The 22,169-nt window shown below is 64.8% G+C and carries 21 protein-coding genes; 3 read left to right on the top strand and 18 right to left on the bottom strand.

The features are described from left to right. From LB529_RS22945 to LB529_RS22930, 4 genes are all read right to left on the bottom strand, one after another. Window positions 1-903, bottom strand: coding sequence for a branched-chain amino acid ABC transporter permease (locus tag LB529_RS22945; protein ID WP_224528143.1), 903 nt, complete (start codon window positions 901-903; stop codon window positions 1-3). A gap of 339 nt (window positions 904-1,242) precedes the next feature. Then, window positions 1,243-2,244: a 4-hydroxyproline epimerase gene (locus LB529_RS22940; RefSeq protein WP_224712381.1), complete on the bottom strand. Its 1,002-nt coding sequence runs from the start codon at window positions 2,242-2,244 to the stop codon at window positions 1,243-1,245. Window positions 2,245-2,257: 13 nt separating this feature from the next. Next, window positions 2,258-3,568: an NAD(P)/FAD-dependent oxidoreductase gene (locus LB529_RS22935; protein ID WP_224712380.1), complete on the bottom strand. Its 1,311-nt coding sequence runs from the start codon at window positions 3,566-3,568 to the stop codon at window positions 2,258-2,260. 14 nt (window positions 3,569-3,582) lie between these two features. Continuing rightward, the gene (locus tag LB529_RS22930; protein WP_224712379.1) at window positions 3,583-4,518 is read right to left on the bottom strand and encodes a dihydrodipicolinate synthase family protein; all 936 of its coding nucleotides are present in this window, start codon (window positions 4,516-4,518) and stop codon (window positions 3,583-3,585) included. A 68-nt stretch (window positions 4,519-4,586) separates the two neighbouring features. On the opposite strand from LB529_RS22930, the gene LB529_RS22925 reads away from it, so the two are divergent. Beyond that, window positions 4,587-5,291 carry a GntR family transcriptional regulator gene (locus LB529_RS22925; protein ID WP_224712378.1) on the top strand — a complete coding sequence of 235 codons (705 nt, stop codon included), beginning with the start codon at window positions 4,587-4,589 and terminating at the stop codon, window positions 5,289-5,291. A 27-nt stretch (window positions 5,292-5,318) separates the two neighbouring features. Here the strand turns inward: LB529_RS22925 and LB529_RS22920 are convergent, their stop codons facing one another. The 3 genes from LB529_RS22920 to LB529_RS22910 all read right to left on the bottom strand — a co-directional run bounded on the left by LB529_RS22920 (window position 5,319) and on the right by LB529_RS22910 (window position 7,969). Beyond that, window positions 5,319-5,636: a hypothetical protein gene (locus LB529_RS22920; RefSeq protein WP_095767227.1), complete on the bottom strand. Its 318-nt coding sequence runs from the start codon at window positions 5,634-5,636 to the stop codon at window positions 5,319-5,321. A gap of 269 nt (window positions 5,637-5,905) precedes the next feature. Then, a complete protein-coding gene (locus LB529_RS22915) occupies window positions 5,906-6,208 on the bottom strand; it encodes a hypothetical protein (RefSeq protein ID WP_140841768.1) in 303 nt (100 codons plus the stop codon). A 264-nt stretch (window positions 6,209-6,472) separates the two neighbouring features. Then, window positions 6,473-7,969 carry a CoA-acylating methylmalonate-semialdehyde dehydrogenase gene (locus LB529_RS22910; protein WP_224712377.1) on the bottom strand — a complete coding sequence of 499 codons (1,497 nt, stop codon included), beginning with the start codon at window positions 7,967-7,969 and terminating at the stop codon, window positions 6,473-6,475. Between the two features lie 363 nt (window positions 7,970-8,332). Between LB529_RS22910 and LB529_RS22905 the strand changes: the two genes are divergently transcribed. Next, window positions 8,333-9,214: a LysR family transcriptional regulator gene (locus tag LB529_RS22905; protein WP_095767223.1), complete on the top strand. Its 882-nt coding sequence runs from the start codon at window positions 8,333-8,335 to the stop codon at window positions 9,212-9,214. Between the two features lie 399 nt (window positions 9,215-9,613). On the opposite strand, the gene LB529_RS22900 is transcribed toward LB529_RS22905, so the two are convergent. The 9 genes from LB529_RS22900 to rsfS all read right to left on the bottom strand — a co-directional run bounded on the left by LB529_RS22900 (window position 9,614) and on the right by rsfS (window position 18,639). Continuing rightward, a complete protein-coding gene (locus LB529_RS22900; protein ID WP_224637117.1) occupies window positions 9,614-10,186 on the bottom strand; it encodes a hypothetical protein in 573 nt (190 codons plus the stop codon). Between the two features lie 146 nt (window positions 10,187-10,332). Continuing rightward, window positions 10,333-11,595 carry a D-amino acid dehydrogenase gene (locus tag LB529_RS22895; RefSeq protein WP_224712376.1) on the bottom strand — a complete coding sequence of 421 codons (1,263 nt, stop codon included), beginning with the start codon at window positions 11,593-11,595 and terminating at the stop codon, window positions 10,333-10,335. Between the two features lie 87 nt (window positions 11,596-11,682). Continuing rightward, on the bottom strand, window positions 11,683-12,834 hold the full coding sequence (alr, locus tag LB529_RS22890) for an alanine racemase (protein ID WP_224712375.1): 1,152 nt from the start codon (window positions 12,832-12,834) through the stop codon (window positions 11,683-11,685). Between the two features lie 76 nt (window positions 12,835-12,910). Beyond that, the gene (locus LB529_RS22885) at window positions 12,911-13,426 is read right to left on the bottom strand and encodes an RNA pyrophosphohydrolase (protein WP_224712374.1); all 516 of its coding nucleotides are present in this window, start codon (window positions 13,424-13,426) and stop codon (window positions 12,911-12,913) included. Window positions 13,427-13,478: 52 nt separating this feature from the next. Then, window positions 13,479-14,669: a divergent polysaccharide deacetylase family protein gene (locus LB529_RS22880; protein WP_224712373.1), complete on the bottom strand. Its 1,191-nt coding sequence runs from the start codon at window positions 14,667-14,669 to the stop codon at window positions 13,479-13,481. A gap of 184 nt (window positions 14,670-14,853) precedes the next feature. Continuing rightward, on the bottom strand, window positions 14,854-16,185 hold the full coding sequence (locus LB529_RS22875; RefSeq protein ID WP_176477009.1) for a S41 family peptidase: 1,332 nt from the start codon (window positions 16,183-16,185) through the stop codon (window positions 14,854-14,856). Window position 16,186: 1 nt separating this feature from the next. After that, window positions 16,187-17,521 (bottom strand): murein hydrolase activator EnvC family protein, encoded by a 1,335-nt coding sequence (locus tag LB529_RS22870; protein WP_224528193.1) that lies wholly within the window; start codon window positions 17,519-17,521, stop codon window positions 16,187-16,189. Between the two features lie 196 nt (window positions 17,522-17,717). Then, window positions 17,718-18,200, bottom strand: a complete 483-nt coding sequence (rlmH, locus tag LB529_RS22865) for a 23S rRNA (pseudouridine(1915)-N(3))-methyltransferase RlmH (protein ID WP_224712372.1) — start codon at window positions 18,198-18,200, stop codon at window positions 17,718-17,720. Between the two features lie 61 nt (window positions 18,201-18,261). Then, window positions 18,262-18,639, bottom strand: coding sequence for a ribosome silencing factor (gene rsfS / locus LB529_RS22860; protein WP_095767215.1), 378 nt, complete (start codon window positions 18,637-18,639; stop codon window positions 18,262-18,264). Window positions 18,640-18,883: 244 nt separating this feature from the next. Here rsfS and LB529_RS22855 point away from each other — a divergent pair, with 244 nt between their 5' ends. Beyond that, window positions 18,884-19,735 carry a mechanosensitive ion channel family protein gene (locus LB529_RS22855; RefSeq protein WP_224712411.1) on the top strand — a complete coding sequence of 284 codons (852 nt, stop codon included), beginning with the start codon at window positions 18,884-18,886 and terminating at the stop codon, window positions 19,733-19,735. 20 nt (window positions 19,736-19,755) lie between these two features. Here the strand turns inward: LB529_RS22855 and LB529_RS22850 are convergent, their stop codons facing one another. Together LB529_RS22850 and LB529_RS22845 are read right to left on the bottom strand one after the other, a co-directional pair. Then, complete coding sequence (locus tag LB529_RS22850) at window positions 19,756-21,042, bottom strand: MFS transporter (protein ID WP_224712371.1); 1,287 nt, start codon at window positions 21,040-21,042, stop codon at window positions 19,756-19,758. Window positions 21,043-21,291: 249 nt separating this feature from the next. Then, window positions 21,292-21,882: a nicotinate-nucleotide adenylyltransferase gene (locus tag LB529_RS22845; RefSeq protein ID WP_095767212.1), complete on the bottom strand. Its 591-nt coding sequence runs from the start codon at window positions 21,880-21,882 to the stop codon at window positions 21,292-21,294. Window positions 21,883-22,169: the final 287 nt, after the last annotated feature.

The following is a 22,169-nucleotide window of genomic DNA, read 5'->3' as shown; positions in this document are numbered from 1 at the left end:
TCAGACCTTTTCGACTTCAGGCCGGCCGAGGATGCCGGAGGGCAGGAAGATGAGCACGATCGCCAGGATCGAGAAAGCGGCGACGTCCTTGTAGTCGATCGAGAAATAGGCCGACCACATGCTCTCGATGAAGCCGATGAGCAATCCTCCGAGCACGGCGCCGGGCAGCGAGCCGATGCCGCCGAGCACGGCCGCCGTGAAGGCTTTCACGCCCGGCACGAAGCCGTCCGAGAACACCACGACGCCGTAATACATCAGGAACAGCGTGCCGGCGACGGCGGCAAGGGCCGCGCCCATGATGAAGGTGATGGAGATGGTGCGGTCGACGTCGATGCCGAGCAGCGCGGCCATCTTGCGGTCCTGTTCGCAGGCGCGCTGCGCCCGCCCGAGCGCTGTCCGGTTGACGAGATACCAGAAGATCGCCAGCAGCACGATGGTGACGATCACGATGAGGATTTGCTTCAGCGAAACGCTCACACCATCAACAGTGTAGACTTGGCTGACCAGCGGCGGGATCGGCTTGTTGCGCGGCCCTTGCGTGACCTGGACGAAGTTGGACAGCGCGATCGACATGCCGATGGCGGTGATCAGCGGCGCCAGCCGGAACGAGCCGCGCAGCGGCCGGTAGGCCACCTTTTCGATCGTCCAGTTGTAGAGGCTGGTGAGAAGCATGGCGACGATCATCATGATCAGAAGCGCCACCACGACCGGCACCGAATAGAACAACGCGCCGAGGATCAGGAAGACGATGAGGGCGGTGAAGGCGCCGACCATGAAGATATCGCCATGGGCGAAATTGATCATGCCGATGATGCCGTAGACCATCGTGTAGCCGATTGCGATCAGGCCATAGATAGATCCCAGCGTCAGCCCATTGATAAGCTGCTGGACGAAATACTGCATATTTACGCGGCTCCCCTGGAATGTCGCCCGTTTCCGGGTCGCACTCCTTTTCGTATTTCCCCTAGTCGTAAAGTCTCGAGCCCGGATTGCAACGTGATTTTTCAATCGCCGGGCGTGTTTTGGAAGCACGCCGCCCGATTGTCCGTTTTTCGTACCCGGCCCCCTGGACTATCGCGGACCCTATCATTGGCACAACGCAATGTCTTTGACGATTCAGCCCTACAATGCCCACCCGCTCGAAGAAATCGCCGTCAAAATAAGTTGATGAGAAGATTTCTTGCGCGAACAGAGGCGGTCCATTTTGGGCGGCACGCCTTCCGTTGCGTGAGGCTGTGACGCTTATGTGACGATGAATCCATGCGCGAACGGATCGCGGTCGTCGATGAAGATGGTGTTCAACCCCGTCATCCGTGCCCAGCCGCCGATCGAGGGGATGATCGCCGGCTTGCCGGCCACGCTGACCTCCTTTTCGACCCTGCCCTTGAACAGCGAGCCGATGATCGATTCATGGACGAAACTGTCGCCGGCCTTGAGCTTACCCTTGGCATGGAGCTGCGCCATGCGCGCCGAGGTGCCCGTGCCGCAAGGGCTGCGGTCGATCGCCTTGTCGCCGTAGAAGACGGCGTTGCGCGCATCGGCCTCGGCATGTTTCGGCTTGCCCGTCCACAGAAGATGCGACAGCCGGTTGATGCCGGGATTCTCCGGATGCACGAAGGAGTATTTCTCGTTGAGGCGCTGGCGCACCACCGGGCTCCAGGCGATGAGGTCGCCGGCGGAGTAATCGGCCATGTCCCGGTAATTCTTCTGCGGCTCGACGATGGCGTAGAAATTGCCGCCATAGGCGACGTCGACGCTGATCTCCCCAAGCACCGGGCAGTCGACGGTCAAACCTTCGGCATAGAGGAACGACGGAACATTGGTGATGCGCACCTCCTCGACATATTCGCCGACCTGTTTGTATTCGGCGATGACCAGACCGGCCGGCGTGTCGAGCCTGAGCACGCCCGGCGTCTTCGGCTTCACCAACCCGTGCTCGATCGCCATCGTGACGGTGCCGATCGTACCATGGCCGCACATCGGCAGGCAGCCCGAGGTCTCGATGAACAGGATGGCGATGTCGCAGTCCTCGCGCGTCGGCGGGTAGAGGATCGAGCCCGACATCACGTCATGGCCGCGCGGCTCGAACATCAGCCCGGTGCGGATCCAGTCATATTCGGCGAGGAAATGCGCCCGCCGCTCCATCATGGTCGCGCCCTCGAGCAGCGGCCCGCCGCCGGCGACCAGGCGGACCGGGTTGCCGCAGGTGTGGCCGTCGATGCAGAAGAAGGATTTTTTCGCCATGATGGACTCTTTTTCAGAAACGCTGCGGACTGAAGGGCGTGAGATCGAGCGGCGGAGTCTGCCCGAGAACGAGATCGCGGATCAAGCGGCCGGTCGCCGCCGACTGGGTCAGGCCGAGATGGCCGTGGCCGAAGGCATAATAGACGTTCGGCGCGCGCGCCGCGCCGATGACCGGCAGGGAATCCGGCAGCGACGGACGATAGCCCATCCACTCGCGGCCGCCGGACGGGTCGAGCCCGGGCAGGAAACGCTTCGCCTTCTCCAGCATCGCCTTGGAACGGGCGAAATTTGGTGGCCGCTCGATGCCGCCGAGCTCGACGGCGCCGCCGACGCGCAAGCCGGTCTCGAGCGGCGTGATGACGAAGCCATGGCCGGAAAAGATCAGCTGCCGCCTCACGTCGAAAGCCGACACCGGCAGCGTCGTGTTGTAGCCGCGCTCGGTTTCGAGCGGGACGCGATCGCCGAGATTTCTTGCCAGGAGATGCGACCAGGCGCCGGCGGCGATCAGGAGCTTCTTGGCCGTGCGCCTGCTGCCGTCGGCCAGGATGATCGTCGCACCGTTTGTGTCGGCCTCTATGCCCTCCACCCGCGCATGCTCAAAACGGGCGCCGAGCTTTTCCGCATAGGCCCACATCGCCTTGCCGAGCAGCTTCGGATCGGCGACCGTCTTCCAGCCCGGCACGAAGGTGGCCTTGACGAAGCGCCGCGAAAGACCCGGCTGGAGCCCAGCCATCTCTTCGCCCTCGACATGACGGAAGCCGATGCCGAAACGCTGGCGTTCGGCCCAGCCGGGCAGCGAGGCGCGGAACTCCGCCTCGCTCTCATAGAATTCCAGCGAACCGTCCTCGCGCAGCATCGGCCGCGTGCCGGAGCGGTCGAGCAGCGCCATCCATTCGGCCTCGGCCAAGCTCATCATGCCGGCCTGCGTGGCAAGGCTCGCTTCGTAGTGCTTGGGCGCGCCGGCCCGCCAGAAGCGGATCAGCCAGGGCAGGAGTTTCGGCAGATAGGCCGGCGGAATGGTCAAAGGCCCGAGCGGGTCGGCGAGCCATTTCGGCAATTGCCGGATCATCCCCTTATGCGCCAGCGGCAGCACGTCGGAGAAGGCGAAGGCGGCGGCATTGCCGGAGCTCGTCTCCTCGCAGATGCCGGTCCGGTCGAAGACGGTGACGCTGCGCCCCGCTTCCGAGAGCAGGGTTGCAGCACAGATGCCGATGATGCCGCCGCCAATGATGGCGATGTCGTCCGCTTCTCCCCGTGCACCGGCAGAAGATGCCCCGGTGGCTGAGGGCCGCTCCTGTTCCCAGAATTTGGAATTTCGTTGCACGTCAGGGCTGTCCCTTATTCGGCCGCCGCCAAGCTGTCCGTCGATCGAGGAGACGTCTGCAGCGGCGGCAGCTTCGGCCGCACCGCCAGCGCATCCCGGACGATCTTTTCGACCGCCTTGCGGCGTTCACCCGACAGCGGCTGGCGCGGCATGCGCACGCGATCATTGGTACCGATCGCCAGCACTTCGGCAAGCTTGATGTTTTGGACCAGATAGGTCGAGACATCGAGGTCGAGCAAGGGCCGGAACCAGCGATAGATCGCCAGCGCCTCGTCGCGGCGGCCCTGTTGCATCGACTGGTAGATCGCGACCGTCTCGCGCGGGAAGGCGGTGACGAGGCCGGCGACCCAGCCGATGGCGCCAACCGACAGCGCCTCGAAGGCAAGGTTGTCGACGCCGGTGAAGAGGTCGTAGCGGGTGCCGAACCGGTTGATGATCTCGGTCGAGCGGCGGATGTCGTCGGAGGATTCCTTGATGGCGACGAAACGCTTGTCCGACGCCAGCTCCTCCATCAGGTCGACGGTGACGTCGACGCGATAGGCGAGCCGGTTGGAATAGATCATGACCGGCAGGTCGCCGGCTTCGGCGACGGCACGAAGGGCGGCGACCGTCTCTTGCGGGTCGGTGTGATAGATCGGGCTCGGCACCACCATCAGCCCGTCGGCGCCTTCCTTGGCGGCGCGTTTGGCGATAGCAGCCGCCTCACGCGTGCCGGGCTCGTTGACGGTCAAGAGCACCGGCTTCTTCCCGGCAACTTTCTGCGCCGCCTTCAGCACCTCGATTTTCTCGTCGGGCGACAGCATGGGTCCTTCGCCGAGCGAACCGCATACGATGATGCCGTCGCAGCCGGCCTCCATCTGCAGCCCGTAGCAGCGCTCCATCTCGGCATGGTCGAGACGGTCGTCGGCGGTGAATTTGGTCGTGACGGCGGGGAAAACTCCGGCCCACATGGCTACTTCTCCTCTGATATATCAGTCGTATATCTATTAAGAATTAGCCTGTCAACGCTGAATCACTTATGATATATGAAAAATATATCAGGAGCCCGCCATTGATCTCCCCGCTGATATCCGTCGAGGCGAACGCGACCTTCGAGCCGGCGGCGACCAAGGCCTATCGCGCGCTTGAGCATATGATCGTCACGCTCGAGCTGGCGCCGTCGGGCTTCGTCACCGAAGGCGCGCTGATCGAGCGGCTGGGTCTCGGACGCACCCCTGTGCGCGAGGCTATCCAGCGGCTCGCCTGGGAAGGGCTTCTCGACATCAGACCCCGTGCCGGCATCGCGGTCGCGCCGCTTCACGCCGGCGACTGGCTGCGGGTGCTGGATGCGCGGCGCGGCATCGAGGTGGTGCTCGCCCGCTCGGCCGCCCGCTTCGTCACCCGCGAGGCCGCCGACCTATTCCATGAAGCGGCCCTGGCCATGCAGAAGGCGGTGATCTCAAGCAATGTGCTTGCCTTCATCCAGGCCGACAAGGCGCTCGACGAAGCGCTGGCCATCGCCGCCGACAACCCCTTCGCGGCGCGTGTGGCAGGCCCCTTGCAGACCCACAGCCGCCGCTTCTGGTATCGCTACAAGGCCGACACCGGTCTCGCCGAATCGGCCGAGCACCACGTGGCGCTGATCCGTTCCATCCTCGACGGCGACGAGGAAGCCGCCGCCAAGGACGCCAAGAAGCTGATAGCGCTGCTGCGCGGTCATGCCGAGGTGGCCGCCACGCGCTGAGCAGGACCAGCGCCTGCTCGAGGCGCTTCAGCCACCCGGCTGCCCGACCGCGGTGGCCAGCGTGTCTTCCCACCCCTCGCCGGCGGCCAGGATGCAGCTCTGGCCTTTGACGTCCGTCATCAGTATGGTCCAGGTTCCGCCTGCCGAGACGAACACCTCGAAGATGGCGACTTGTCCGGCCACGCCATAGCCCAGCCGCTTCTCCTCGAATGCCTCCGCCAGCCTCGCGACCAGATAGTCATGGCCGCCGCAGATGACTTGCGCCCGCGCCGGAACTGCCGACAGCGCCATCATGGCGCCAACGGCCGCAAGCTTGACCCATCGAAACGAAAATTCGCGTGCCATGGGGCACCTCCTTTGCCGTCGCATTCCGGCAAAGGGAGGCACATTCGGCCGCCTCAGTGTGCCGGAAGGCTCCAGGCCGGATTGGACGTCTTCATCGCGTCACTCCTTCTGGCTTCCGGTCTGTCGTCGGGAGATCATGACTCCCTGGATTCGATATGGTGAAGCTCCGCTCCGTAAACAAGCGGCGCCGCGGAGAGCGCCTTGCTTGGCGCCACTTGACGCCCGACCGTGAGAGCCGTTGTGGCGCGCACCCCGGCTCCCTGCCGGTTTCAGGCGCCCGGCATCGCCGCGGTAATCGTCGGGCTGTCCCAGCCCTCGCCGACGGAAAGCACGCAGCTCTGGCCTTTGGTATCGGAGGCAAGTACCGTCCAGCTTCCCTGGTCGGAGACGAATATCTCGAGCACGACGTTCGGATTGATCAGGCCGCGCCCAGCCTCGGTTTCGTGGAACTTGTCGCCAAGCGCCTTGATGATGTCGGCGCGCGCCGCGCATTGCGCCGCCGCGCTCGCCGGCGCGGCTCCAACGGTCATCGCCGTCGCCGCCAATATTGCCGCCACAACAAATCGTGTCATCTGACACCTCCTCGCGCCAGACGAGAACCCCGGCTTGAACCGGCGCTGCTTGGTTGCCTGCACGCATGGCAGGAATAAAGCCTAAGGCAGATGGTGGTCTGTTGGTTCCATCACACGGCGATGGAATTATTAGAATATGCGGACGCACGCATGACGCGATGCGCCGGAATTCATGCGCCTGAAGTTGTGCTTCGCCTTCGTCCATAAAAAGAAAGCGCGGCTTACGCCGCGCCTTCTCAATGTTGGTTTGGACGACCGTTCGGGCTAGTTCATCGTCGGGATGACAAACTCGGCGCCGTCCTTGATACCCGACGGCCAACGCGAGGTGACCGTCTTGGTCTTGGTATAGAAGCGGAACGCGTCCGGACCGTGCTGGTTGAGGTCGCCGAAGGACGACGCCTTCCAGCCGCCGAACGTGTAATAGGCGATCGGAACCGGGATCGGCACGTTGATGCCCACCATGCCGACCTGGACTCTGGACGCGAAATCACGCGCGGCGTCGCCGTCGCGGGTGAAGATGGCGACGCCGTTGCCCATCTCGTGGTCATTGGCGAGCTTGATGGCGTCCTCGTAGCGCGGCGCGCGCACCACCGAGAGCACCGGCCCGAAGATCTCTTCCTTGTAGATGCGCATGTCGGCCGTCACGTCGTCGAACAGGCAGCCGCCCATATAGTAGCCGTTCTCATAGCCCTGCATCTTGAAACCGCGGCCGTCGACGACGAGCTTGGCGCCTTCCTTGACGCCGATATCGACATAACCCTTCACGCGCTCCAGCGCCTGCGCCGTCACCAGCGGGCCGAAATCGGCGGAAGAGTCGGTCGAAGGGCCGACCTTGAGGCTCTCGACGCGCGGCACCAGCCTTTCCATCAGCCGGTTGGCGGTGTCGTTGCCGACCGGGACAGCCACCGAAATCGCCATGCAGCGCTCGCCGGCCGAGCCGTAGCCGGCGCCGATCAGCGCATCGACGGTCTGGTCCATGTCGGCATCGGGCATGATGATCATGTGGTTCTTGGCGCCGCCGAAGCACTGCACGCGCTTGCCCGATGCCGTGCCGCGCGAATAGATATAGTGCGCGATCGGCGTCGAGCCGACGAAGCCGATGGCCTTGATGTCCGGATCGTCGAGAATGGCGTCGACAACTTCCTTGTCGCCATTGACGACGTTGAGGATGCCGGCCGGCAGGCCGGCCTCGATGAACAGTTCGGCAATGCGGATCGGCACGCCCGGATCGCGCTCCGACGGCTTCAGGATAAAGGCATTGCCGCAGGCGATGGCCGGCGCGATCTTCCACAGCGGGATCATGGCCGGGAAGTTGAACGGCGTGATGCCGGCGACGACGCCGAGCGGCTGGCGCATCGAATAGACGTCGATGCCGGGGCCGGCGCCGTCGGTGAACTCGCCCTTCATCATGTGCGGAGCGCCGATGCAGACCTCGACCACTTCGAGACCGCGCTGGATGTCGCCGCGCGCATCGGCAATAGTCTTGCCGTGCTCGCGCGCCAATATGTCGGCCAGCTCGTCATAGTCGCGCTGGACCAGCTCGAGGAACTTCATCAGCACGCGCACGCGGCGCTGCGGGTTGGTGGCCGCCCATTTCGGCTGCGCCGCCTTGGCGTCCTCGACCGCGGCGCGCAGCTCCGCCTGCGAGGCCAAAGCCACCGTGCCGCGCACGGACCCGTCCATCGGCTGCATCACATCCTGCTTGCGCCCGCTGGTGCCGGCGACACGCTTGCCGCCGATGAAATGACCGTATTCGATCATGCCTTCTCTCCCGTGTTTGGTGATGATGCATTGTCCGCCTTTGCGACAGCGATGGCAACGCGAGGAAGATCGCAACCGTTGTGCGGAAAATAGACAACAATGGCAGACTGTGCATTAATTGCCGCAAATGAGGGATTGCCTGCCGTGAAGGATTTCATAGGTTGAGTTTTGTCGCGCCCCCCTCTGTCCTGCCGGACATCTCCCCCTCTTGGGGGGAGATTAGCAGCTTCACCGACAGCGCTTTCGGCGGTTGGCGAAATCCGCCGCGACATCTGATCTCCCTCCTAGAGGGGGAAATGGCCGGCAGGCCAGAGGGGGGCGCCAAGGAACGCAGCGTTGACAATCACAGAGCGGACCACTCCCATGAACTGGGATGATGTCCGCATCTTCCTTGCAGTCGCCCGCGCCGGCCAGATCCTCGGTGCGGCGAAACGCCTTGAGCTCAACCACGCCACCGTTTCGCGCCGCATCGCCGCGCTTGAGGAGGCGCTTCGCACAAAACTCTTCCGCCGCCTGACCACCGGCAGCGAACTGACGCCGGCCGGCGAGCGCTTCCTCGACATAGCCGAGCGCATGGAGAGCGACATGATCGCCGCGCGCTCGACCATTGCCGGCGAGGGCGACGACGTTTCGGGCACGGTGCGCATCGGCGCGCCGGACGGATTTGGCGTCGCCTTCCTGGCAAAGCGGCTGGGCGAGCTGACTGCGCTGCACCGCGAGCTCACCATCCAGCTGGTGCCGGTGCCGCGCTCCTTCTCGCTGTCCAGGCGCGAGGCCGATATTGCGATCACCGTCGAGCGGCCGAGCGAAGGGCGGCTGGTGGCGGGCAAGCTGGTCGACTATACGCTCGGCCTCTTCGCCTCCCGCGCCTATGCCGAAGCCAACGGCCTGCCGAAAGCGCCGGCCGAGCTCGGCCGGCACACGCTGATCGGCTATGTGCCGGACCTCATCGTCAGCCCCTCGCTGGACTATGCCGCCGAGTTCAGCCCCGAATGGCGCACCAGCTTTGCCATCTCCTCGGCGCTCGGCCAGGCCGAAGCGGTGCGCTCCGGCGCGGGCATCGGCATCCTGCACACGTTCGTCGCCCGTTCGATGCCGGAGCTGGTGCCGGTCGACATCGTCGCGCCCATCCGCCGCGCCTACTGGCTGGTCTATCATGAATCGGTCAGGCCGCTGCGCCGCGTGCAGCTGGTCGCCAACTTCATCACCAAGGCCGTGGAACGCGAGCGCGGCCTTTTTGTCTAGAACACGATCTAGGACCGCTTGACCAGAACGTTCCCGGGACAGAAATCTGACCGGTGTTCGCGTTGACAGATGGTATGCCTTGGAGATTGGCCGAAACGGTCCGGCCTCGTCATCCACGGGCGGAGCAAGGAGCGAAGCGACGCGCGCAGACCCGAGGATCCATTCCGTGTCGCATGAGCGCTGCCGCGGTGCAGAATTCTGCTCAGCTGCACTCTTTGATCAGAATCACGGAATGGATTCCAGGGTCTCCGCGACGCCGCTCCGCGGCTGCTCCGCCCTGGAATGACGAGGTTGAGAGGCTTCAGCCAATTCCCAACGTCTGCGCTGATTCACCGAAATGGACGGTAAAAATCTTGCCGCTGACAAGCCCGCAACCCTTCAAATGCCTGCAGTGAGGAATTAATCCGCGTCGAGCACGAACGAGCTCACGATCTTATTGGCCTCGTCTGCAAGCGGCGCCCATTTCCGCTCCACCTCTTCGGAGTTGTCGCCCGCGACCCCGCAATCGACGAAGCCGTAATGCGAGCTGCGCAGCGTCAGCGCGATGCGGGAATGGCCGTAGAAGCTGACATTTTCGTCGGCATAGTGGAAATCCATCTCGGCCATGCGCACCGGATAGCCGTCCGGAAAATGCGCCAACCTGTCCTGGCGGAAGGCGGCCGACTGATAGGCGACGCCGACCATGGTCTGCCAGTTGCTCACCTTCCAGTCTTCCTCCATGAACGCCCTGACATCGGGCGGATTGTCGGGAGCGGTCGGATCATAGGCATTTTCCGACACGCGGCAGGTGAGCCCTCCTTCGCCGGATTTGATCTTGAGCCGAATGGTGTTGTCAAAGGCGGTTTCGCTCGCCCATTGCTCGGGATAGGTCAGCGAAAAGCCGTGCTCCTTGTCGTGAACGGTTTTGTCCGCTGCCAGCGCCGCCGGGGCGCAGGTCAGATAGGCGGCCGCCGCAAAAAGAAAAAGACGCATCCAAAGTCCCCTCGCTGCGGCCGATCCTATCACAGGCAGTTGGTCGCCGCCGCCTTGCAGCGCCCGGCACTACCAGCAGCTGTTCGGCGACAGCTGGGTCGGGGAAGCGTTCCGAGGCAAGCCCGCCGAAGCAGATGCAAAGCCCCTCAGACAGGTTTGAGATACCGCTCCGGGCTGAGGTCGCGCGCGTTGATCTCCGGCACCCGGTTGGACATGATGTCGGCGAGCACCTTGGCCGAGCCGCAGGCCATGGTCCAGCCGAGCGTGCCGTGGCCGGTGTTGAGATAGAGGTTGGCAACCTCGCTTTGCCCGATCAAGGGCGGTCCATCCGGCGTCATCGGCCGCAAGCCGCACCAGAAGCTCGCCGCCTTGAGATCGCCGCCGCCGGGGAAGAGATCGCCGACCGAGTGTTCGAGCGTGCGGCGGCGCGATTCCTGCAGGCGAAGGTCATAGCCCGAAATCTCCGCCGTGCCGCCGACCCGGATGCGGTCGCCGAGCCGGGTGATCGCCACCTTGTAGGTCTCGTCCATGACGGTCGACACAGGCGCGGCCTCGACATTGTCGATCGGCACGGTGATCGAATAGCCCTTGACCGGATAGACCGGTATCGGCCGCCCCAGCGAGCGCATGAACTGCGCCGAATAGCTGCCCATCGCCATCACGAAGGCGTCCGCGGATTTCCATCCACCCTCCGTGAGTACGTTGGTGAGGCGATTGCGGTTCCTGACGATGCGCCGGATGGTCGAGCCATATTCGAAGGTCACGCCGCGCGCCACGCAAAGTTCCGCGAGCTTGTCGGTGAACATCTTGCAGTCGCCGGTCTCGTCGCCCGGAAGCCTGAGGCCGCCGACGAATTTCTCGCGCACCGCCGCAAGGGCCGGCTCGGCGGCGATACAGCCGTCGCGGTCGAGGATCTCATAGGGCACACCGTATTTCTTCAGCACCTCGACGTCGCCGCCGGTGCCGTCGAGCTGCTTTTGCTTGCGGAACAGCTGCAGCGTGCCTTTGGTCCGTTCGTCGTAAGTGATGCCGGTCGCCTCGCGCAGCGCCTTCAGCGTGTCGCGGCTGTATTCGGCAAGCGGCACCATGCGCGACTTGTTGAGCGCGTAGCGCTCGGCCGTGCAGTTGCGCAGCATCTTGAGGAGCCAGGTCCACATATTCGGGTCGAAAGCCGGCCGCACGACCAGCGGGCCGTATTTCATCAACAGCCATTTGACGGCTTTGACCGGGATACCGGGCCCGGCCCAGGGCGAGGCATAGCCCGGCGATACTTCGCCGGCATTGGCGAAGCTGGTTTCGAGCGCCGGCCCCGGCTGGCGATCGTAGACGGTCACTTCATGACCGGCCTCGGCGAGGAAGTAGGCGGTGGTGACCCCGATCACGCCGCCGCCCAGCACGATAACTTTCATTCAAGGCTCCCTCAAAGGCCGATCATGCCGCCCGAGGCATGGCCATTCCCTGTCTGCCGGATTTTGCGGCACCCGCCAAGTGCTGCGTTATCCGCCGATGTAACGGCGGTGAAAGCGCGCGCCCAGACTAGTCAATATCTCATAGCCGATGGTGCCGGCATGGCCGGCCGCGTCGTCGACGCTTTGCGACGGACCGATGAGCTCGACGAGGTCGCCTTCGCCGAGCCGACCTGCCGGAAGCGCCGAAATGTGGAGGATGATCGAGTCCATCGACACGCGCCCGACGAAGGGCAATCGCACGCCTTCGAACCAGGCGGCCGAAGCGGCGCGCCGGTGCCAGCCGTCGCCATAGCCCAGCGAAATGGTCGCGAGATCGAGCAGCCCGTCCGCTTGGTGGGTATGGCCATAGCCGATGCCGGCGCCGGCGCCGACCTGTCGCGTCTGCGCCACCTTGGCTTGCAGTCGTATGACCGGCAGCATCGGATTGGGCGCGGCGGGCGTCGGGTTGACGCCGTAAAGCGCGGCTCCCGGGCGGGCCAGATCATAGTGATAGGCCGGCCCGAGAAAGATGCCGGACGAGTTGGCCAAGGAGACGGGCGCCGCGGGCAGCATCCTGCGCAGCCTTTCGAATTCGTGCCGCTGCCTCTCGTTCGCCGCCTCTTGCGGCTCGTCGGCGCGGGCGAGATGGCTCATGACAAAACGAATGTCGACGCCATCGAAGGCGCCGGTCTCCCCCGCGACCGCCTCGACTTCCGCCGGCGCCATGCCGAGCCTTGCCATCCCACTGTCGACCTGGATGGCGGCGGCAAGGCTTTGGCCCATGCCTCGCGCGGTCTCGCGCCAGGCCTTCAGCTGCATGGCGCTGTTGATGACCGGCCAAAGCCCGGCAGCCGCGGCTTCCGGTTCAGAACCCGGAGGCAGCCCGTTCAGCACGAAGATGTCCGGCCCCGGGCCGATCGCCTTGCGCAGCGCGATGCCCTCGCCGAGCAGTGCGACGAAGAAGATGTCGCAGCCCTCTTTCGCCAGCGCCGATGCCACTTGTGCGGCGCCAAGTCCGTATCCGTCAGCCTTGAGCACCCCGGCGCAGCGGACGCCGTCCAGCCGCGCCTTCAGCCGGCGGTAGTTTTCCCGGATGGCGCCGAGGTCGATCGTCAGGATCGCGCCGGCGGCGGCCTCGCTCACCGTCGAGCCACTGCTTGTATTATGTGCCGGAAACCCGCGTCCGGTGTCGTCGCTCATGGCGACCCCCGCTCATTGCACCGGCAATCAATACGGCCATGGGGCGCCCGCGACAACCGGGACAGATGGCGGCCACTCAGGGGACGAGATGCTGGAACGCCGCCACCACCTGCTCGTAGACCTTGCGCTTGAACGGCACGATCAGGTCGGGCAGCTCCCGCATCGGCCGCCAGGCCCATTCATCGAACTCTGCCTTGTGGCCACCGGGCGGCGGATTGATCGCGATCTCGCCTTCGTCGCCCTCGAAGCGGTAGGCGAACCATTTCTGCGTCTGGCCGCGATAGCGGCCCTTGAAGGCGACGCCGACCAGATGCTCCGGCAGGTCGTAATTGATCCAGCGCGGCGCCTCGGCCAGCAGCGACACGCTGCGCATGCCGGTCTCCTCGTAGAGCTCGCGCCCGGCGGCCTCGATCGGCTCTTCGCCCTTGTCGATGCCGCCTTGCGGCATCTGCCAAAGCTGCGTCGTGTCGGCGAACTCGCTGTCCGGTTCGGCGATGCGGTGCCCAACCCAGACCAGACCTGCTTTGTTGAGTATCATCAGCCCGACGCACGGACGGTAAGGCAGCGTTTCGGGATCGATCGTCTTGGCCATATGTCAGCGTTCCAGCTGTCTTTGAGAATGGAGTTCGGCGAGGCGGGTAGGGTTAGCCTTTTTGCGGATCGATCGCCACAGCCGAGATCGGCACGATCTCAATGCCGCGCTTCTTCGCTTCGGCAATCCACGACGTCACCGTGTCGACGGTGATATCGAAGGCCGAACCGATGCCGACGGCGCTGCCCTTGGCCCGCGCCGTGGCTTCGAGGCTGTCCAGCTTCTTGAGGATTTCGCCGCGATCCTGCACGGCATCGATCGCCATGTCGCCAGCAACGAACGGCACACCGTCTTTCAACGCCAGGTCGGGCGCCACACTGCGCGAGGACGAGCCGTCATCGATATAGGCAAGCCCCCGCTTGCCGAGCTCGGCCATGAACGGCTCCATCGCCGCGGCGTCGGCCGAGAAGCGCGCGCCCATATAGTTCATGACCCCGGTATAGTTGGTCGTGCGCGACAGGGCCCAGTGAAGGCTCTTCAGGTTCTCGTCCGGGCTGGCCGCGACAGTCAGCGTGTTTCGGCCGGGATTGACGTTGGGATAATCGAACGGCTCGAGCGGCACCTGCATGACGATCTCATGCCCGCTTTGCCTTGCCGTCTGCATCCAGCGGCCGATACTGTTGCCTTGCGGCGCGAAGGCCAACGTCACTTCGGCCGGCAGCTTGGCGATCGCCGCTTGCGTGCCGGTCTGCGAGACGGCAAGTCCGCCGATGACGATCGCCACCCGCGCCCCGCGCGCGCCTGACCAAGGCCGCGCATAAACGTCGAACGGCCGCCGGCCGTCGGCGCTGCGGATCGGCAGCGGTCCGGTGTCGGTGGCCTCGATCAGCGCCCTGTCCGGGATATGGGCAACCTTCAGGTTCTGGCCGAGCGTCGACGGATCGCGAATCACGATAGCGGCCTTCGGCGGGCCGTCGCCCTCTTCGGTCTGGACGTGGATGATCTGCGGACCGCCGCTCTTCATCGGCGTGCTGGCCTGTGGCGCCGCCGCCATGGGAGCCGGTGCGGGTGCCGCTGTCGCCGCAGGAGCAGCCTCGGCGGTGACCTTCGGCGTCGAAACGGCGACTTCTTCCGGCTTGCGGAACGGCCTTTCACGCAGCGCAATAGCGCCGGAAACACCGACCACGCCAAGCACGGCCAGCACCGCGATGAGGGAGCCGGAGCCGATGCCGCGCGAGGCCTTGCGCTGAGGCCGGATGGTCTGTCCGAGCGGGCGTTCGATGTCCTTGCCGATCTCAGCCAAGTCGTGTTTCCCCGGAAGCACGCCAGAGTCACGTTTTTCGTGACATCTCGCGTGAACTTCGCAATCGCCGGCGCGATACCTAGACGCGTGGCGCCCCGACCGCGGTCCCCGAATCAAACTGCCGGAACCTCGCGGCCCCGGCAGCATTGCATTGCCTCTCGCAGCCGGCCAGAGCCGGACCGCATTACTGGTTCAGCACGGCCTTGTCCGGGTTCGGCGGGAACGACGGATCGGTCTTTTCGCCGCGCAGAAGCTGCTCGGCATAGATCAGCTGCAGGTCGTTCTTCGGATCCGGCGGCACATAGGCGGCCGAGCCCGAGCCGGTGGAGCTCTCGTCGGCGCCCTTGATATGGCCCTTGAGGTCGGATTCGCCGCGGGTCAGGTCGCGGCCCTGCAGATCCGGGGGCAACGGCTGGTCGACCTTGATGTCTGGCGTGATGCCCTTGCCCTGGATCGACTTGCCCGACGGCGTGTAATAGAGCGCCGTCGTCAGCCTGAGCGCGCCGTTCTCGCCGAGCGGGATGATGGTCTGCACCGAGCCCTTGCCGAAGGACTGCGTGCCGACCACCGTGACGCGGCGCAGGTCCTGCAGCGCGCCGGCGACGATTTCCGAGGCGCTCGCCGAGCCGCCATTGACCAGCACGATCATCGGCTTGCCGTTGATGTCGTCGACCTGCTTCGGCTTGGCGTCGAAGCGGGTGACGTCCTTCGGATCGCGGCCGCGCGTCGAGACGATCTCGCCGCGCTTGAGGAAGGCGTCCGACACGCTGACCGCCTGGTCGAGCAGGCCGCCCGGATTGAGGCGCAGATCGAGCACATAGCCCTTCAGCTTGTCGTTCGGCACCTGCTTCTTGATGTTCTCGATGGCGTTCTCGAGATCGTCATAGGTCTTCTCGGTGAAGGAGGTGATCTTCATGTAGCCGATGTCGTTCTCGACCCGGTACTTCACCGCCTTGACCTTGATGATGTCGCGCACCACCGTCAGCTCGATCGGCTTGTCGGCGCCCTGGCGCAGGATGGTGAGCTTGATCGGCGTGTTCACCGGCCCGCGCATCTTCTCGACCGCGTCGTTGAGGGTGAGGCCGCGAACCTCCTCGCCGTCGATCTTGGCGATGTAATCGCCGGAAAGCACGCCCGCCTTGGCGGCCGGCGTGTCGTCGATCGGCGTGATCACCTTGACGAGGTCGTTTTCCATGGTGACCTCGATGCCGAGTCCGCCGAACTCGCCCTTTGTCTGCACGCGCATGTCCTGCGCCTGCTCGGCATTCATGTAGGAGGAGTGCGGGTCGAGCGAGGACAGCATGCCGTTGATGGCGTTCTCGACCAGCGATTTGTCGTCCGGCGGCGTCACGTAATTGGCGCGCACGCGTTCGAAGATGTCGCCGAAGATCGCCAGCTGCTTATAGGTTTCCGAACCCGCAGCATTCGCCGCCGAACCCGGTGCGCCGTAGACCAGGCTCATTGCCGATGCGCCCATCAGCGCGCCGGCAAACAGAAGCGACAGTTTCCGCATCATTTCACGTCCTTCCAGAAAATCGGTCCGCCCACCATGGGGCCGGATCGACGGGTTTTCCATCCTTGCGGAACTCAACATAGAGTTCCAGCGCCGCATTTCCATTTCGCGAGGCCGAAGTGCTTGCCACCCGGGCCTCTCCCATCGCGCCGATCGGCTCTCCTGCGAGCACCGACTGTCCGGTCGCGACGCTGATTCTGCTCATCCCCGCCAGAACGACATGATACCCGTCGCCTGCGTTGAGGATCAAGAGTTGACCATAGGAGCGAAACGGCCCCGCATAAAGCACGTTTCCGTCCGCCGGCGCGGTGACGATGGCTCCCGATTGTGTCGCAACCATGTCGCCTTGCATCGCCGCGCCATTGCCATCGTCGGCGCCGAAACGCAGCTTGATCTTGCCGATGACAGGCAGCGCGATCTGGCCTTGCAATGCCGAAAACGGCGCCGATCCCGTGAGACGGTTCGCTTCCGGCACCGACAGCGCAGCGAGCTCGGTGGTCGAGGCCGTGGTGTCGTTGTCCGCCGATTTGCGCTCGCCCGCCTTGGCCTGGTCCTGCGCCTTGCGCGCCTTGTCGGCTTCGAGCGAGGCGATCAGGTCCTTGAGGCTGCTCGCCTTCGCCGCCAGCTGCTGCGAGTGCTGCTGCTCTGCCGCCATCGCGGCCTGGGTATCAGCCTGCAGTTTTTTCTTGGCTTCGAGCAGCATGGTGAGTCGCTTCTTCTCCGCCGTCTGGTCGGTGACGGCGGCGGTCAACCTGGCCCGCTCGGCCTCGATCGAGGCCGTCACACGCGTCTGCTCCTTGAGATCGGCCATCAGCCGGTCGGTCTGCTGGCGCAGTTCCGGCACCACGGCGCCGAGCAGGATGGCGCTGCGCACCGACGACAGCGCATCCTCGGGCTTGACCAGGATCGCCGGCGGCGGATTGAGCCCCATGCGCTGCAATGCGCCGAGCACTTCGGCCAACACGTCGCGCCGCGCCATCAGCGAGGCGCGCAGCTTATTTTGCTCGGCCTTCAGCCCTTCGAGCTTGGCGCCGATGTCCTCGATGTCCTGACCGAGCTTCTGCTCCGTCATCGCCGACTGGATGAGCGCCGCGGTGATCGAAGCATAGTCCTTGCGCACCGAGGCGATGTCGGCGGCGAGCTTGCCCAGCCGCTCCGACGAGAGCGTGATCTCCTTGGAAACCTGCTCGTATTCGGCCCGGCTCTGATCCGGGTCGGGCGCAAGGTCGAGCGAATTTTCGGCCGCCTGGACCGGACCGAGCGCGACCAGGGCGGCGACAAGGGTCAAGCCGCAGCGGACGCGCCAGGCGCGCGTAATCGGGTACCAGCCTTCAGACATCAGGCCTCTAACCTATCCGCCGCTTCGTTAACGAACCATCAACCATGTTGGAAGCGCCGCTCAGAGCAATTCCAGGAAAAGTGTGTAACGGTCTTCCGTCCGGGATTGCGTAAACCAGAATACCCCGTTGCCGCGCGATTGAGGCAGAAATCCTGGCGTGGGCCGGCAATCCCCAGCTTCTTGGCCGTCGAGCCATTCACGAACGATGATAGGGGTGACCCGCCAGGATCGTCGCTATCCGGTAAAGCTGCTCGCCCAGCATGACGCGCACCAGCTGGTGCGGCCAAGTCAGCGCGCCGAAGGACAGCACCAGGTCGGCCTGCTCGCGCAAGGATCTGTCATGGCCGTCGGCACCGCCGATCGCGACGACCAGCGCCTTGCGGCCGTCGTCGCGCAACTGGCCGATGCGGGCGGCCAGGTCTTCCGAAGAAAGCGATTTGCCGCGTTCGTCGAGCAGGATGAGAACGGTGCCGGACTGCAATTGCGCCTGCAGCTTCTGGGCTTCCTCACGGCGGCGCTCGTCGGCGCTCTGTCCGCGGCTCTCGGGGATTTCGACAATGCCGGCAAACTCCAGCCCGACCGCGGGCCCGCTCTTGGCGAAGCGCTCGAAATAGCGGTCGGCGAGTTCTCTCTCGGGGCCGGTCTTCATCCGGCCCACGGCATGAACGGTGATCTTCATCCTCGCCCCGGCGAGCTTGTCCTAACGCGCACCGTGACGGTTCACGGCACGCGGATCAGGCTCAGTGCAAGGTTTCTTCCTCGAGATCCGGCGCCTGCCACATCTTTTCGAGATTGTAGAATTCGCGGACTTCGGGGCGGAAGACGTGGACGATGATGTCGCCCGAATCGATCAGGACCCAGTCGGCGCTGGCCAGCCCCTCGACGCGCGCATTGCCGAGGCCGGCATCCTTCAGCGCCTTGAGGAGATGATCGGCGACAGCCGAGACATGACGGTGCGATCGGCCCGAGGCGATGACCATATAGTCGCCGAGGCTCGATTTTCCCTGGATGTCGATTGAGACGATGTTTTCGGCCTTGGAGTCTTCCAGACTGGCAAGGACTGTGTCGATGGCGAGGGACGCGGCGTCGTTTCCGCTGATCCCTGCCGGCGAAGGCATGATGTCAGCCTTCTTCCGCAGTGCTGTTCTCAGTGTATTTCCTTTCCCAACAAGAACAACCAAATCACCAGGCAAATCAGGTGACACCACTTAGATAGGCAGAGTTCCGTTGCAGTTTCAAGACGGGCGCCTTCGAAGCGTGATCTCCGCGCGATGTTGAGGAGGCGCTCCGCCAAGCCGCAAAAGGCGGGAACCGATGCCAGACGCACGGGTTATCGGCGCATTGACCAACGGGATACCCGCCATGCCCACCGACCCGCAGAGCGCCCTCATCACCATCCAGGCCGGGCTTGCGCAGCTGAGCACGCTGATCGTCTCCTATTCCTTCTCGGCCGTCGGCGCCGTCATCCTCCTGGTTGTCGGATATCTCGTGGCCGGGCTTGCCGAGCGCTCGATCTATGCCGGCCTCGGCCACATCCACGGCTTCGATGAGACCTTGCGGCATTTCTTCTCGCAGATCGTGCGTTACGCCATCCTGATCCTTGTCGTCATCATGGTGCTCGGCCAATTCGGCGTGCAGACCGCCTCCATCATTGCGGCAATAGGCGCTGCCGGCCTGGCCATCGGGCTGGCGCTGCAAGGCACGCTGCAGAACATCGCCGCCGGCATCATGCTTCTGGCGCTCAGGCCCTTCCGCATCGGCGAATATGTCGAGGTCGGCGCGATTGCCGGCACCATCGAGGAGATCGGTCTCTTCGCCACCAAGCTGCGCTCCGTCGACGGTGTCTATGTGATGGCGCCCAACTCGACGCTGTGGAACCAGCCGGTGCGCAATTTCACCCGCAACGGCGTGCGGCGCACCGACGTCACCTTGAGCATCGGCTCGTGGAATGACATCGACCGCGCGCAAAAGACGCTGCTTGCCATCGCCGCCGCCGAAAAGCGCATCCGGCGCGAACCGGCGCCAATCGCCTTCGTGGCCAGTCTCGGCGACACCACCGTTTCGCTCACCTTGCGCTACTGGACGTCGGCCGCCGACTATTTCTCGACCCAGATCGACATGACCAAGCGCGCCAAGCAGGCTTTCGATACCGAGGGCATCTCGATCCCGCTGCCGCCTCCGGAAATGCCGGCGCCGGAGGCGCGCAAGCAGTAGCCCGATCGGTGCTTCCCCGATCAGTGCTTGGTCGCCGTCTCGTCGGGCGCGAAGGCAAGCTCCACCGGCAGGGGCGTCTGCGCCGACATCGGCGCGAAACTGCCGCTTATGGCCGCAGGTGTCGGCCGGCCGGCCATCACGCGCCACAGCACGAACAGGCAGAAGGCCGATGCGATGACGATGCCGACATAGATGAAGGTCGCGGTGCCGAAGACGGCGGAAAGCGCCGTCACGATGCCGGGCACGATGAAGCCGGCCAGCGACCAGGCGAACAGCATCGAGCTCGACAGCGCCAGAAGCTCGTCCTTGCCGGCGCGGTCGGCGGCATGCGCGCTGGAGAGCGCGTAGATCGATTCCGACGCTCCGTCCCAGATGAGATAGATCACCACCAGCGCCATCAGCGCGCCACCGTCGAAGACGATGGCAAGCACGCTGGCGATCGCCGCGAGCGCCGCCGCACCCGCCAGCACGTAGCGCCGGTCGGTGCGGTCGGATATCCAGCCGAGCGGAATCTGCAGGATCAGCGTGCCGACCGGCATTGCCGACAACAGCAGCGCGACATCGGCCTGGCTGTAGCCCTTGGCGGTGGCATGGATCGGCGCGAAGCCGGAGACGATCATCGACAGGCCGCCGACGGCGAGCATGCCGGCGACACCGACCGGCGAGATGCGCCAGGCACGGCGCAACGCCACCGATGCGGCCTGCGGCGCCGGCGGCTGGGCAAGCCGCGTCATGCCGACCGGCAGGATGGAAAGCGCCGTGAAGGTGATGCCGATCAGCGCCGCCGCGGCCGTGTGGATGTCGATCGCGGCGAGCGTCGCATAACCCACGCCTAGCCCGCCTATATAGGCGACATAGAACACCGCCATCACCCGGCCGCGGATCGAATTCGGCAAGGCATCGTTCAGCCAGCTCTGCGCGACGATGAACAGCCCGCAGATGGCGAAGCCGTAAAGCGCCCGCGCGGCGATCCATAGAAGCGGTATCGGCCCGGCTCCGATCGCGGCATTGGAAAGCGCGATCAGCGCCGAAAGCACCATGAAGGCGCGGGCGTGACCCACTCGCTTGACGAGCGGCCCGGTCAGGATGCAGCCGGCCAGCCCGCCGGCCGAAAGCCCGGTCACGATCAGCCCGGCCCAGGTCGGGTCGAACCCGTCGGCGCCGAGACGCACCGGGATATAGGCAAACATCAGTCCATTGCCGATCGCGATCAGCGCCATCGACACGATGACGCTGGCAATGGCGATCAGCGGCGCCGATTGCGCGGCGCGGGCGGGTTCGGTTGTGGTGGGGTTCTGCTTCAGCATGCTTGTGCAGCTTGGTCTACGGACAGGAAAAAAGCCGCCGTAAAAGCGACATGGCCGGACTTCCCTTCCCCCCTTGTGGGGAAGGTGGATTGCCGCGAAGCGGCAAGACGGATGAGGGGTGTTCCAGCGGAGTGAGACGTCGGCGACCTCGTCGCTAGACAAAACGGTGTCGCCAAGCTGGAACACCCCTCATCCGTCTCGGCGCTATCGCGCCGATCCACCTTCTCCCACAAGGGGAGAAGGGGAAGCTCATCTATCCTTCGCCGCCTTGCGGAGCGCGGTGGAGGAGAGCGAGGAGCGCGGACCGTGGATGAAGGTCCAGGCCGGCGCCGGCATGCGGGCAAGCAGCGGCGCGTCGCCCTCGTCGATACGGGCATAGTCGAAGGTCTTGGCGACGACCGACGACAGGAAGGAGAGCGTGGCGCCCGGACGGTCGATGACCGCGATCGGGAAGGTCAGCACGATCTCGCGCCAGCGCTGCCAGCGGTGGAAGTCGCGCAATGAGTCCGCGCCCATGATCCAGACGAAATCCACACCCGGGTTGCGCGCCTTGACCAGGGCAAGCGTGTCGGCGGTGTAGCGCGCATGCTGCGCCGCCTCGAAGGCGGTGACCTTGATCTTCGGGTTCCTGGCGATCTTTTCGGACAGCTCGACACGTTCGGCGAGCGGCGCCAGTTCGCGCGCGCTTTTCAGCGGGTTGCCGGGCGTCACCATCCACCAAAGCTGGTCGAGCGCGAGCCTTCTCAACGCGATCTCGGCGACCAGCGCATGGCCGGCATGCGGCGGATTGAACGAGCCGCCGAACAAACCGACCGTCAGCCCCCTGGCGGCATGGGGCATGCGGAGGTAGCGAGCGGGAACGATGGGCTGAGGGGACGAAAGCATGGTGCTAGGCCCCCCTCTCTGGCCTGCCGGCCATCTCCCCCTCAAGGGGGGAGATCAGATGTCGCCGCGACTTTCGCCAATCACCGGCGTTGCAAGCCGAGCGCCGGCGCCGAAGCTGCCAATCTCCCCCCTTGAGGGGGAGATGGCCGGCAGGCCAGAGAGGGGGGCCTGGGCGCAAGCTTCAACCCCTCAAGGCGAACGGCTTCAAGGCCTCACCTGTCCAGACCCGCGCACGCGGTATT

Source organism: Mesorhizobium sp. CA5 (assembly GCF_020165105.1).
Classification (GTDB): domain Bacteria; phylum Pseudomonadota; class Alphaproteobacteria; order Rhizobiales; family Rhizobiaceae; genus Mesorhizobium.
This window is presented reverse-complemented; position numbering and strand designations above follow the sequence as displayed.